The sequence below is a fragment of the Muriicola sp. E247 genome (genome assembly GCF_041358175.1).
Classification (GTDB): Bacteria; Bacteroidota; Bacteroidia; order Flavobacteriales; family Flavobacteriaceae; genus Muriicola.
In genome coordinates, this window is sequence record NZ_JBGKBE010000008.1 from 95,719 (window position 1) to 110,294 (window position 14,576).

The 14,576-nt window shown below is 44.3% G+C and carries 8 protein-coding genes; 1 reads left to right on the forward strand and 7 read right to left on the reverse strand.

Going from position 1 to position 14,576, the window contains the following annotated elements:
- Positions 1–99 precede the first annotated feature (99 nt).
- Positions 100–2,121 (forward strand): dihydrofolate reductase, encoded by a 2,022-nt coding sequence (locus ACA086_RS11815; protein ID WP_371003526.1) that lies wholly within the window; start codon positions 100–102, stop codon positions 2,119–2,121.
- 67 nt (positions 2,122–2,188) lie between these two features.
- Here ACA086_RS11815 and ACA086_RS11820 read toward each other — a convergent pair whose 3' ends face one another.
- The 7 genes from ACA086_RS11820 to purL all read right to left on the reverse strand — a co-directional run bounded on the left by ACA086_RS11820 (position 2,189) and on the right by purL (position 14,569).
- Positions 2,189–4,003, reverse strand: a complete 1,815-nt coding sequence (locus tag ACA086_RS11820; protein ID WP_371003527.1) for an acyl-CoA dehydrogenase family protein — start codon at positions 4,001–4,003, stop codon at positions 2,189–2,191.
- Positions 4,004–4,027: 24 nt separating this feature from the next.
- Positions 4,028–5,218: an acetyl-CoA C-acyltransferase gene (locus ACA086_RS11825; RefSeq protein WP_371003528.1), complete on the reverse strand. Its 1,191-nt coding sequence runs from the start codon at positions 5,216–5,218 to the stop codon at positions 4,028–4,030.
- Between the two features lie 2 nt (positions 5,219–5,220).
- On the reverse strand, positions 5,221–7,626 hold the full coding sequence (locus tag ACA086_RS11830) for a 3-hydroxyacyl-CoA dehydrogenase NAD-binding domain-containing protein (RefSeq protein WP_371003529.1): 2,406 nt from the start codon (positions 7,624–7,626) through the stop codon (positions 5,221–5,223).
- A 14-nt stretch (positions 7,627–7,640) separates the two neighbouring features.
- The gene (locus ACA086_RS11835; protein WP_371003530.1) at positions 7,641–8,093 is read right to left on the reverse strand and encodes a MarR family winged helix-turn-helix transcriptional regulator; all 453 of its coding nucleotides are present in this window, start codon (positions 8,091–8,093) and stop codon (positions 7,641–7,643) included.
- A 165-nt stretch (positions 8,094–8,258) separates the two neighbouring features.
- A complete protein-coding gene (locus ACA086_RS11840; RefSeq protein WP_371003531.1) occupies positions 8,259–10,037 on the reverse strand; it encodes a long-chain fatty acid--CoA ligase in 1,779 nt (592 codons plus the stop codon).
- A gap of 148 nt (positions 10,038–10,185) precedes the next feature.
- Positions 10,186–10,944, reverse strand: coding sequence for a hypothetical protein (locus ACA086_RS11845; RefSeq protein ID WP_371003533.1), 759 nt, complete (start codon positions 10,942–10,944; stop codon positions 10,186–10,188).
- A complete protein-coding gene (gene purL / locus ACA086_RS11850) occupies positions 10,913–14,569 on the reverse strand; it encodes a phosphoribosylformylglycinamidine synthase (protein ID WP_371003534.1) in 3,657 nt (1,218 codons plus the stop codon). The genes ACA086_RS11845 and purL overlap by 32 nt, the downstream gene beginning before the upstream one ends.
- Between the last annotated feature and the right edge of the window lie 7 nt (positions 14,570–14,576).

Here is a 14,576-nt window from a genome sequence, read left to right on the forward strand (position 1 = left end):
TACTTATACATTATTCATACGATGATATTATAGAAAAAATCACCAGAATCTTGTCCTAAATATTTACTTTTGAGAGAGAACGAAAACAGAACTAAAATCATGAAATTACGACATTTTTTAATCGCCTTGCTGGCGATTGGACTCATTTGGTCTTGCAAGGAAAAGGAAACTGCTGAAGCAATTGCGACTAATGAATCCAACTCTTTTGAATATTTTGTAGATCAGTTTGCGGATATCCAAATCCTGAGATATCAGATTCCCAGTTTTGACGAACTGACTCTGGACCAAAAGAAACTCGTGTACTACCTCACCCAGGCCGGTCTTGCAGGAAGAGATATCATCTGGGACCAGAATTACAGGTATAACCTGGAAATAAGAAGAGCTCTCGAAAATGTATACCAGAACTATTCAGGAGATAAATCCACAAATGAATGGGCGGCATTTGAAACTTATCTGAAACGGGTATGGTTTTCCAATGGGATTCACCATCATTATTCAAACGATAAATTAAAACCTGCCTTCAGCCCTGAATACCTTAAAGGCTTACTTGAAGAAACGGATTCGAATCTGGAGGGTGAAGCGTTTGAAGTGATTTTCAATGAAGCAGATGCCAAGAAAGTGAATAAGAAGAAAGGCGTTGATAACGTGGCGGCATCAGCTGTTAATTTTTATGACCCAAGTCTGACCGATGCCGAGGTAGAAGCGTTCTACGCCAGTGCCTACAAAGGTCCGGAAGAAAGACCTGTTGAAACGGGCTTAAACTCCAGGCTTTCAAAAATAAATGGTAAAATCACAGAGGAGGTTTATATGTCGGGCGGACTCTACGGTGAGGCTATTGATGAGATCATCAAATGGCTTGAAAAAGCAAAAGGAGTCGCTGAGAATGAACAGCAGGCAAATACTCTGGGAATCCTCATTGAATACTATAAAACAGGTAGCCTGGATACCTGGGATGAATATGCAATTTCCTGGGTAAATTCCAGGGATGGGGATATCGACTGGATCAATGGATTTATTGAGGTGTATAACGACCCGAAGGGATACAAAGGATCGTATGAAACTATTGTACAGCTCAAGGATTTTGAAATGTCAAGACAGATGGCAGTCCTTTCTGAAAAGGCCCAGTGGTTTGAAGATGAGTCTCCGTTGATGGAAGCGCATAAAAAGAAAAATGTGGTAGGGGTTTCCTATAAGACCGTTAATGTGGCCGGGGAGGCAGGAGATGCATCTCCCAGTACCCCAATTGGGGTAAACCTGCCTAATAACAACTGGATAAGGCAGGAACACGGAAGTAAATCGGTATCTCTTGGTAATATCATTGAGGCCTATAGCAATGCCGGCGGTACTGGCCGGTTAAAGGAATACGCTCATGATGAAGAAGAAATAGCCAGAGAGACTAAATATGGGAAGACCGCTTCCAAACTGCTTACGGCATTACACGAGGTAGTAGGTCATGCTTCGGGTCAGCTCAATGAAGGGGTAGGTCAGCCTAAAGAAACCCTGAAGAATTATTCCTCTACAATGGAAGAGGGGAGGGCAGACCTGGTTGGATTGTATTATTTAATGGATCCTAAATTGCAGGAACTGGGCCTTACGGATGACTGGAAGGAATTGGGAATGACAGCCTTTGATCGCTATATCAGAAATGGCCTAGTTACCCAGTTGATCAGGATTGAATTAGGGGATGACATTGAAGAAGACCATATGGTGAACAGGCAATGGGTATCTGCCTGGGTATTCGAAAAAGGAAAAGATGACAATGTTATAGAAAAGGTAGTTCGGGAAGGTAAAACGTATTACAACATTAACGACTATTCTAAACTCAGGGAACTTTTTGGGCAGTTGCTTAAGGAAACCCAGCGAATTAAGTCGGAAGGTGATTTTAAAGCTGCTCAGGATCTTGTTGAAGGGTATGGGGTGAAGGTAGATCAGGAATTGCACGCTGAGGTACTGGAGCGGAATAAGGCCTTTAAAACGCCTCCCTACAGCGGATTCGTCAATCCGGTTCTGCTTCCTGAGACCAATGCGGCCGGGGAGATTACAGATATAAAACTACTGCAACCCGAAAGCTTTGTAGAGCAGATGCTTTCCTATTCCGGCACCTATAGTTTTTTAAACTAGTAAGCTCACAAAAAAGTAACAAAAAACCGCCCTTTTGAGGCGGTTTTTTTATTGAGAATGACTTCGATTATGCGTCAAAGGTATACGCATTATCCGCTGCAACTTTGTCTGCAATTTTATTCCGCAGGGCAACAACATTAGGCAGATTAGTGTACTTGGTAAACCTTTTTAAGCCCATCAGCATCATTCGCTGTTCGTCTCCTTCGGCAAATGATACGATCGCCTCTTTTCCTTTCTTAATGATAATGTCCACAGCTTCGTATAAATACAACTGGGTCATGGCAATTTCGATTTCCTGTGATGCCTCCCCATTCCGCTTGGCGTTCTTTTCGGTACGTAGCAGGGTTGATTCGGCCATATAGATTTCGATCAGAATATCCGCCGCAGCGAGCAGTAATTGTTGGTGTGATTCCAGATCCGGTCCAAATTTTTGAACGGCACTTCCGGCCACCATGAGGAAAACTTTTTTCAATCTGGCGATCAGGTCTTTTTCTTCAGCAAAGAGTTCAGAAAAATCAGGAGTATCGAAAGAAGGAATACCCATCAATTCTTCGCCTACAGCTGTTGCAGGTCCGAGTAGATCTACATGTCCTTTCATCGCCTTTTTAACCAGCATACCCACAGCGAGCATACGGTTAATTTCATTGGTCCCTTCGTAAATCCTGGAAATTCGCGCATCCCTCCAGGCCTTTTCCATAGGAGTATCGGCACTAAAGCCCATTCCTCCAAAGATCTGAATACCTTCGTCTGTTGTATTCTGTACATCTTCGGAAACAGCTACCTTTAGTATAGAACATTCGATAGCGTACTCTTCAACACCTTTGAGTTCTGCTTCCTGATGTGTATTTCCTTCAGCCTCTCTAATTGCGATTCTGTCTTCGATATTCTTCGCAGCCCGATAAGAGGCCGATTCTCCCGCATAGGCATTGATGGCCATTTGAGCGATCTTGGCTTTGATGGCTCCAAAGTTGATTATAGGGGTTTTAAACTGAACACGTTCATTGGCGTAGTTCACTGCTTCGTTAAGCACACGACGCTGAGCTTCAAGACAGGCAGCCGCTAGTTTTATCCTTCCAACATTAAGGGCATTCATGGCAATCTTAAACCCATTGCCTCTTTCGGAGAGCATATTTTCAACAGGCACTTTCGTTTCGTTGAAGAACACCTGGCGGGTGGAAGACGAATGTATTCCCAGTTTCTTTTCTTCCTCTCCCATAGAAATTCCGTTTTCCGGATCGTTTTCTACAATAAAGCCTGTGATATTCTTATCGTCTTCAATTCGGGCAAAGACGATAAACAGATTACAGAATCCGGCATTGGAGATCCACATTTTCTGGCCGGTGATGCTGTAGGATTTTCCATCTTTTGAGAGAACGGCCTTTGTTTTTCCAGAATTGGCATCTGAACCGGCCCCAGGTTCTGTAAGACAATAGGCACCAAACCATTCTCCGGTGGCCAGTTTAGGCACGTATTTTTTCTTTTGCTCTTCGGTTCCGTATAAGGTGATAGGCAGTGTGCCAATACCTGTATGTGCCCCGAAGGCTGTGCTGAAAGAGCCTGTGGCTCCGGAGATATAATCGCATACCAGCATAGTGGAGACAAAGCCCATGCCCATTCCGCCGTAGGCTTCAGGAACAGCAATACTCAGAAATCCGAGCTCCCCTGCCTTAAGCATGCATTCTTTGGTGAATTCATAGTCTTTGTTTTCAAATCGCTCCCAATGGGCCCAAAGTTCGCGATCAACAAACTCCTTGGTGCTTTCACGCATCATCTTTTGTTCCTCATTGAGGTCCTCCAGCGTAAAAACGTCTTCACATTTGGTTTCCTTGACGAGGAATTGGCCTCCTCTTAAAATATCTTTGTTTACTGTTTCGGTACTCATGGTTGTAAATATTTTGTAGGTGTTTTAATTCAAAAATTCAAAAATTCCTGCTGCTCCCTGTCCGGTTCCGACGCACATGGTGACCAGGCCGTGTTTTCCTTTCATATTACGCTTGCGCATTTCGTCAAACAATTGAACCGATAATTTAGCACCGGTACAACCAAGGGGGTGACCCAGGGCAATAGCGCCTCCGTTCACGTTCACAATTTCCTGGTTGAGATCTAATTCCCGGATCACAGCCAGTGACTGGGAAGCAAAGGCTTCGTTTAGTTCGATCAACTCGAGTTGCGATTGCTTCATTCCCGCCTGCTTAAGAGCCTTGGGAATAGCCTTAACAGGTCCGATTCCCATAATTCTGGGTTCCACACCGGCGGCTGCGTAATTCACCAATCGTGCGATGGGTTCTAAATTAAGTTCCTTCACCATTTCCTCACTCATGACCAGAACAAATGCTGCTCCATCACTCATCTGGGAAGAATTTCCTGCTGTTACGCTGCCTCCTGCCGCAAATACAGGTCGGAGTTTGGCCAAAACCTCTTTTGAAGTGTCGGCACGGGGACCTTCATCCTTTTTAACAGTATAAGTAGTGCTTTCTTTTTTCCCTCCAGCATTGACGAAGGTGTGTTCTACTTCTATAGGCACGATCTGATCGTCAAACTTACCTTCCTTTTGAGCTTTTAGGGCTTTCATATGAGAATTGTAAGCAAACTCATCCTGATCTTCCCGGGACACTTTAAATTGCTCTGCAACGGCCTCGGCTGTTAACCCCATGCCCCAGTAATAATCTTCATTCCCTTCCTTGGCAACTGAATAATCGGGCGTTGGTTTGTATCCTCCCATGGGGATATAACTCATACTTTCGGCCCCTCCGGCAATGATACAATCGGCCATTCCCGATTGAATTTTTGCCGTGGCAATACCAATAGTTTCCAATCCGGATGCACAATAACGGTTTACAGTTACTCCGGGGACATCTTCGATCTTCAATCCCATGAGGGAAATAAGTCGTGCCACATTAAGACCTTGTTCTGCCTCCGGCATGGCGTTCCCAACAATGACATCATCAATTCTCTTTTTATCCAGCTGAGGTACTTCCTTCATCAGGTACTCAATGGTCTCAGCAGCCAGTTCATCCGGCCGTTTAAATCGGAAAAGTCCTTTGGGGGCTTTCCCAACGGCGGTTCTATAGGCTTTTACTATATATGCAGTTTTCATGTTTAGTTTCTTAGGGGTTTACCAGTTTTTAGCATGTGTTGTATTCTCTCCAGTGTTTTTCTTTCGGTACAAAGCGATAAAAAAGCTTCCCGTTCAATATCGAGCAGGTATTGCTCACTTACATAACTTGTTTCAGAAAGATCTCCCCCTGCCATCACATAAGCGAGTTTGTTCGCAATCTTTTTATCGTGTTCAGAAATGTAATGTCCGGCCTCCATGGAGTCAGTTCCAACAAGGAACATTCCCAGGGCCTGTTTTCCGAGCACTTTTACATCCATTCTTCGGATAGGCTGGGTATAACCCGATTCAGCCATGAGTTTGGCATAGGCTTTCGCCGTGGCGATCTGACGATCTTTATTTACAACAACTACGTCTTTACCTTTCTGTAAAATTCCCAGGTCAAAGGCTTCGTAGGCAGAGGTGGAAACTTTTGCCATGCCTATAGTTAAAAAGTATTCCTGCAGTACATTGAGTTCCACGTCATTCTTTCTAAAAGTATCAGAAGCTCTAAGTGCCATTTCTTTTGACCCCCCTCCACCGGGGATGACACCGACGCCGAATTCTACAAGACCGATATATGTCTCGGCAGCGGCTACAACTTTATCTGCATGCAGGGAAAGTTCACAGCCTCCTCCCAGGCACATCCCATGAGGTGCTGAAATAGTAGGGATAGATGAATAACGCATCCGCATCATGGTATCCTGGAACATTTTTACGGCCATATTAAGCTCATCGTATTCCTGTTCAACGGCCATCATAAAAATCATACCGATGTTGGCTCCAACTGAAAAGTTCGCAGCCTGATTTCCAACAACCAGCCCCTGAAAGTCTTTTTCCGCAAGGTCGATTCCCTTATTGATGCCGGCCAGGACATCGCCTCCTATGGTGTTCATTTTAGACTGAAATTCCACATTGAGTATTCCATCTCCGAGGTCTTCAATGACAACTCCGCTATTTTTGTAAACCTCCTTGGTTTTCCGGATGTTGTCGAGTATAATAAAAGCATCCTGCCCGGGTACTTTCAACATGGATTTCTTCTGTACATCATAGAAATAGGTAGCTCCGTCGTTTACTTCGTAGAACGACTTTACACCGGCTGATTTCATTTCCTCTACCCAGGCTGCTGCCTTCTGTCCTTCAGCGGCTATGAGTTCCAGGCCCTTGTCTAACCCGATGGCATCCCATATCTGGAATGGCCCGTGTTCCCAGCCAAAGCCGGCTTTCATAGCATCATCAATCTTGTAGAGTTCGTCTGAAATTTCAGGAATTCGGTGGGTTACATAAGCGAAGAGTACTCCAAAACTCTTTCGGTAGAATTCACCTGCTTTGTCTTTCCCTCCGACAAGGATATTAAAGCGGTCGATTACCTTGTCTACAGATTTAGTCAGCTCAAGAGTTCCAAATTTTGCACTCTTTTTTGAGCGGTAGTCCATGGAGTTAAGATCTAAGGTTAAGATCTCACTCTTGCCTTTGTCATTTTTTACTTTCTTATAGAAACCCTGACCCGATTTGCTTCCATACCATTTGTTCTCTGCCATGGTCTCAATAAACTCAGGAAGTTTAAAGAGTTCATGACGCTCGTCTTTTGGGCAATTTTCGTGAATTCCATTCGCCACGTGAACAAGGGTGTCGAGACCAACGACGTCCACGGTACGGAAAGTAGCAGATTTGGGCCTTCCGATTACGGGACCTGTAAGTTTGTCTACTTCTTCCACAGTAAGGTCTAGTTCCTTCACGGCGTGGAAAAGGCTCATAATACTGAAGATCCCGATCCTGTTTCCTATAAAGGCAGGTGTATCTTTGGCAACCACTGAGGTTTTGCCCAGGAACTTCTCCCCGTAACTATTGAGAAAGTCAAGTACCTCCGGCTTCGTTTTTGGTCCGGGAATGATCTCGAAGAGTTTGAGATATCTCGCCGGATTAAAAAAGTGGGTTCCGCAGAAATGTTGTTGAAAGTCTTCTGATCTTCCCTCACTCATAAAGTTGATTGGAATCCCGGAAGTGTTTGATGTGATCAGGGTACCCGGAGTCCTGTGTTTTTCCAAACTTTCGAAGACTTGTTTTTTGATGTCGAGGCGTTCCACTACCACTTCAATGATCCAGTCGACCCCGGCTACTTTGGCGATATCATCCTCGAGATTTCCCGTCCTAATCCTTTTGGAAAAATCCTGATGATAGATGGGGGAGGGTTTCGATTTTAGAGCTGCGATGAGGGAATCATTTACCAGGCGATTCCTCACGGCTGTATCTTTAAGACTGAGTCCTTTGGCTTTTTCTTTGTCTGTCAGTTCGCGCGGAACAATATCGAGTAACAGGACTTCGACCCCGATATTGGCAAAATGACAGGCAATGCCACTTCCCATGATCCCGGATCCGATAACTGCTACTTTCTTAATGTGCTTGTTCATTGATGAGAATTGAGTTATTTAGTTGTTGTTTCCGTATTGAAAATTTTCTTTTCGGCGACGATGTGATTAATTGTGTCCATCACTTGAAAGAAACTGCTGAGCTGTTCCTGAGATAATTGTTCTTTCACCACTTCATTGAACTTTAGTACCACATCCTTAGAATCCTTTCGTTTTTCTAATCCAAACGGGGTCAGATAAATGAGTACACCTCTTCCGTCATCAGGATTTGGCCTGCGTTCAATCAGTCCTTTCTCTTCCATGCTCTTGAGGATTCGCGACAAACTTGTGGCTTCCATCCCCATTTTTGGGCCCAGGGAAGTTGAAGGTGTTCCCTTCTTCGGGTCAATACTCAACAGCGTAAAACCTACCGCCATAGTTGAACCAAACTTCTTGGCCTCTTCATTGTACATTCTCGCCACGGATTGCCATGTGGCCCTCAGGGCGTAATCAATTGTTATCTCTTGCATAAGTCATCTAAACCAGTCAAAGATATAAAAAATTTATTATGCATGCATAATAAATTAGTTAAAAAATGCTGATAGAGAGCAACGTTCCTTCCTTTTAATAGATAAAGGAATGCAATTGCTTTAGTTCCCGGATGGAAACCGGAAAGAAAGAAATACTAATAGGATTTATGAATCTGAGTGGCCGTAGATGTCGTTGTAGAGATCGCGATATTTCTCCTTTACAATCTTCCGTTTGAGTTTCATGGTAGGGGTGAGGTGTCCTCCTTCAACCGTCCATGCATCAGGAGTTAATCTAAAAGCCTTCACTTTTTCCCACTTGGCAAATTGTTCATTTGCCTCATCCACTTCTTTCTGAATTCTATTCTGGATTTCCTGGTCCCTGACAATTTCTTCAGGACTGCTCAGATCTTTATGGTGTCTTTTAATCCATTCACCCAAAAACTCGAAATTAGGTTGAATAAGGGCAGCCGGCATTTTCTCTCCTTCACCTACTACCATTACCTGCTCTATAAACCTGCTTTGTTTAAGTCGGTTCTCCAGCAACTGCGGGGCAACGTATTTCCCCCCTGAAGTCTTAAACATTTCTTTTTTGCGGTCTGTAATCTTTAAAAAGCCCTCTTCGTCAATTTCGCCTATATCTCCAGTGTGAAAATATCCATCTTGTAATACCTCTTTGGTCTTTTCAGGATCTTTGTAGTACCCCATCATAACGTTAGGGCCTTTGCACAAGATTTCCCCATCAGATGCGATTTTGATCTCCACATCCTCAATGATCTTCCCTACAGTTCCTATTTTCCAGCCCCGGTTTCGCTGATCGTTGACTGATATTACGGGGGAGGTTTCTGTAAGGCCGTATCCTTCCATCACGGGGATACCGGCTGCGCCGAATATCCGACTTAACCTTGTTTGCAGGGCAGCACTTCCGGAAACCATAGTTTCAAGATTCCCACCCAGTCCTTCCTTCCATTTACTGAAAATGAGTTTCCTGGCGATTCCCAGTTTTTTTTCATACCACCAGCCATTCGCGCCATAGGGTTCGTACTTCAATCCCAGTTCAACAGCCCAGAAGAAGAGTTTTTTCTTTATTCCGGACAAATCGGCACCCTTGGCTATGATCTTGTCGTAGACCTTCTCCAGTAACCTGGGTACCACGGTCATGACATTGGGTTTTATCTCCTTCAGATTGTCACTGATCTTATCCAGACCCTCAGCAAAGTATACAGTGATACCACAATACTGATACAGATACAGTATCATCCTCTCAAAAATATGGCAGACGGGGAGAAAACTGAGGGAGGTGCTTCCCTGATTAAAGGGAACCCTCGGTTTGCTGGCCAGGACGTTTGAGACTATATTATTGTGGGATAGCATTACTCCCTTAGGCCTACCCGTAGTACCTGAAGTGTAGATAAGGGTGGCAAGGTCTTCAGGCTGAACTTTTTCTTTCCGTGCTTCAACTTCTGCCTGCAGACTCTCATCCTCCCCAAGGCGGAGTAATTCCGTCCAATGGTTACAGCTATCAATCTCATCAAAAGAATAGACGTTTTTCAATCCCGGAACATCGGCTTTTATGCTATTCACTTTCTCCAGTACCTCCGTACAGGAGACAAAACAGTAAGTGGCTTCAGAATGATTCAGGATATAGGCGTAATCCTCTTCTGAAATGGTAGGATAAATAGGAACATTTTGCGCCCCGATCTGCAATACGGCTATGTCCATGATATTCCACTCCGTTCGGTTCGTCATGGAGATAACGGCGATCTTCTCCCCAGCCTTTACCCCAAGTTTTAAAAGGGCGCGACTCGCAGTATTCGCTTTCGCTATATAGTCTTTAGTAGAGGTGGCCACCCACTCCCCTTTGTACTTGCTTACAAAGGCTTTTTCAAGAGGAAAATTTTCATTTTGGTAATGTGGGATGTCGAAAAGACGGGTGACTGTTTGCATACTTCGGAATTATGATCTTTGCAAAGTAAGAAAAGGGAGCGGGATTATAAAACGGGATTGTCAAAAATCTATCATGATATCTGATCAATTGATAATTTTAAGACGGTATCTTGATCAATTTCAATATTCTTGACGAAAATAAGTTACACTAAGGGTTTAGTTTTTTAAACTGCTTTTGGAACTTTTTTTTGAACTTGCTATATTTTAAAGGGTCTGCCAACTGATTCCATATCCGATAGTCTAGTTCCGCGTTACGCAATGCAAATTCTCCGGAAGGATGGATAATGAGTGCCCAGTTCCTCCTCGATTCTCTACCATTTCCGAAAGTATTCTTCAACAAAAGCAGATTGTCCTTATACCATTCTTGTCCTTCAAAGGAGAGTGGATGCCCTTTATTTTCAGAAAAAAAATGATAGACTTTGGTATTCTTTCTTTCGGTACTGTTGCACTTTTTATGCCCTTCAATAAAGGTTTTATGGGAAATTAAATGCGAATGGGTGCCGTTTTTATAATAAACAATGGTGTCGTTCTTTGGGAAATTTTCAATCCCTTTTAGTTCATTTTCGTAATGAATCAGTATGGTCTTTGTAGTGTCAACATTATTTCGTTGTGCCAGAAGTTTAAATAGTTGTTCCTTAGGCTTTCTTTTGATCTTGTCAAAATAGTATGAAAGGTACAACACGTTGTAAATGATACTGTCGTTTGCATACCGTTGTCCATAATAAAGACCGGAACGCACCTTTTTATTATAAATGCGCTTGGAAATCTCAATTTTACCCTCATCCAGAAATAGTTCCTTCCTGACTTGTCCATTTGCGGAGGTAACAAGGACCAAAAACAATACAATATAAATACTATTATACCTGATCAATGCCCTAGTTTCTACTTTCCAGCCACTTTCTAGCATTTACAAAAGCTTCAAGCCAGGGCGACACTTCGTCTTTACCTGAAGGATAATGCGCCCAGTTCCACGGAAAAATACTCCGCTCAATGTGGGGCATGGTTACCAAATGCCTTCCGGAAGGATCGCAGAGCATTGCGACATTGTAATCACTGCCATTGGGGTTGGCCGGATATTGGTCATATCCGTAGGTCGCGACAATGCCATATCGGTTTGCAGGGTAGGGCAGGGAAAATTTACCTTCTCCATGCGAAATCCAGACTCCCAACGTGCTCCCTTCGAGAGAAGCTAACATTACCGAATTGTTCTTTTCAATACAGACGGAGGTAAAATTGCTTTCGTGTTTATGTGAATCGTTGTAGGTCATTTTTCCATGTACCTCATGCTCCGGATTGATCAGCTCCAATTCCATAAACAGCTGGCAGCCGTTACAAATACCTACAGAGAGCGTATCCGGTCTGGAAAAAAACCTTTGCAGCGCAAGTTGCGCCTTTTCATTGTACTTAAAAGCCCCGGCCCAGCCCTTGGCACTGCCTAAAACATCCGAATTGGAGAAACCTCCTACTGCCCCTATAAACTGAATATCCTCAAGGGTTTCCCGCCCACTGATCAAGTCGGTCATATGCACGTCCTTTACATCGAATCCGGCAAGAAACATAGCGTTGGCCATTTCCCTTTCTGAATTGCTGCCTTTTTCCCTTAAGATGGCAGCCTTGGGTCTGGATCCCTGAAAAACGGGTAATTTTCCTTCAAAATGTTCAGGGAAGCGGTAGATCAAAGGCTGATTCTTATAATTCTCATACCGCTGCCTGGCAAGGTCTCCCGAGGTCTGTTTCTGATCGAGCAGATAGGATGTTTTAAACCACAGATCCCGCTGTTCATATATATTCAAAACAACCCGGTCTTCACCGTTTATAATGGCAAGTTCTGGTTTTTCAACAACTGAACCTATACGATAAAACTCGATCTTGTTTTTCTCAAAAGCCTTTTCAACCGCAGAACTTCTGGCCTGAATAACCACTGCTGCATTTTCAGCAAACAAGAGCTTTGTTGTATCCTTTTCATCGAGGGATGAAAGGTCGAGCTGTGCCCCCAGTTGATTGTCCGCAAAGCACATTTCAAGCAAGGTGGTGATAAGTCCGCCCGAAGCCACATCATGACCAGCCACTATTTCTCCTTCCTTTATAAGTTCCTGCAGTGTATTGAAAGTCTTTTTGAAATTTTCAGTATCTCTAATGGTAGGTGCATTATCGCCCACCTTGTTTAAACTCTGCGCAAAGGAAGATCCACCAAGGGCAAATTTAACCTGTGAGAAATTAATGTAGTAGATGCTGCCGTTTCTTTTCTTAAAAACTGGTTCTACTACCTTATTCACATCACTACAATGGGCTGCCGCAGAAATAATCACGGTTCCGGGAGAGAGTACTTCCTGGTCTTTGTATTTCTGTTTCATGGAAAGTGAATCCTTTCCTGTGGGAACATTGATACCCAGTGCTATAGAAAAATCGGAAACAGCGCTTACGGCTTCAAACAGGCGGGCATCTTCTCCCTCGTTACGGCAGGGCCACATCCAGTTAGCCGATAAGGAAACTGAAGCGAGTCCGTCCTCAAGGGGTGCCCAGACTAAATTTGTAAGTGCTTCGGCAATACTGTTAAGACTTCCCGCAGTCGGATCGATCAGGCCGGAAACAGGGGAGTGGCCAATACTTGTCGCTATACCTTCTTTTCCCTTATAATCGAGCGCCATCACCCCTACGTTGTTTAGAGGTAACTGCAAAGGTCCTGCACATTGCTGTTTAGCCACTCTGCCACCTACACACCTGTCGACTTTATTGGTGAGCCAGTCTTTACACGCCACGGCTTCGAGCTGCAAAACATCTCCCAGATATTTTTTGAACTGCCCGAAGGCATATTCGGGAGCCTCATATGTCCTGATCACAGATGTATCGGTCATAATTGTTTTGGGAGAACTTCCAAACATGTCTGCAAGGTCCAGGTCCATCGGTTTTTCATTCCGCTTAATCGATTCAAAGGTAAAGCGGTTGTCTCCGGTGGCGACGCCCACCTTATACATGGGAGCCCGTTCTCTGGATGCGATACGTTCAAGAAAGGCGCAATCTTTTTCCCCGATCACCAATCCCATACGTTCCTGAGATTCGTTTCCGATAATTTCTTTTGCAGAGAGGGTAGGATCTCCAATAGGCAGCTTGTCCATATCTATTTTCCCACCGGTTTCCTCCACGAGCTCAGACAAGCAATTGAGATGGCCACCTGCCCCATGATCGTGAATAGATACTACGGGGTTGTGATCATTTTCTACCAGGCCACGGATAGCATTGGCAGCCCTTTTCTGCATTTCCGGGTTGGATCTTTGTACGGCATTGAGTTCTATGGCAGAACTGAATTCTCCGGTATCTGCACTGGATACGGCAGCTCCACCCATCCCGATACGGTAATTATCCCCGCCTAAAATCACGATCTTATCTCCCTTATTGGGCTTGTCTTTCAGGGCCTGATCTGCTTTGCCATACCCGATTCCACCGGCTAACATGATCACTTTGTCATACCCCAGCATACGCTGATGTTCCTGGTGCTCAAAAGTAAGTACTGAACCTGCGATCAGTGGCTGACCGAATTTATTTCCAAAATCAGAAGCCCCGTTCGAGGCCTTGATCAAAATATCCATAGGGGTTTGATATAACCACGGTCTGGCTGCATTCGCCTGTTCCCAGGGCCGATCTTCTTCCAGACGGGAGTAAGATGTCATATAGACAGCGGTTCCGGCCAGGGGAAGCGATCCTTTCCCACCTGCTAGTCGATCTCTGATTTCCCCTCCTGAGCCTGTTGCAGCCCCATTGAAGGGTTCTACGGTTGTGGGAAAATTATGTGTCTCTGCCTTAAGAGAAAGAACCGACTCAAATTTAGTTTCCTTGTAATAATCCGGTTTATCCGGTGTAGCCGGGGCAAACTGAACGGCTTGCGGACCTTTGATAAAAGCCACATTATCTTTATAGGCTGATACTATGTTATTCGGATTTTTTTCTGAGGTCTTTCTGATCAGTTTAAAAAGGGAGGAAGATTTCTCTTCTCCATCGATGACAAATACCCCATTGAAGATCTTATGACGGCAGTGTTCTGAATTTACCTGACTAAAGCCGAAGACTTCAGAATCAGTAAGTGGCCTTCCCAGTTTCTCTGCAAGATTTTCAAGGTAGGCTACCTCTTCTGCACTCAGGGCCAGGCCTTCCTTCTGGTTATAGGCAGCGATATCTGATATAGGCAAAATAGTTTCTATCTCCACTGCAATGGTAAAGATATCCTGCGTTAGAGAACTGTATTTCTGGGAAAGCATAGGATCGTAATCCTTGTAGCCTTCAGCTACAGCCTGAAATTCTTCAATCCTGCTTATCCCGGTGATCCCCATGTTCTGGGTGATCTCAGTGGCATTGGTACTCCAGGGAGTGATCATTGCTGCCCTTGGTCCAATAAAAAAAGCGTCGACAGACGCTGAAGATATCAGATGCTGATTGCCGAACAGCCAGCTTAGTTTCCCCATGTCGGGTTCGCTTAGTTCCTTTTGCGATTCTACCGCGTATACTTTATCAGAAGGATCCCCGAAAAAATAGATCATAAACCAG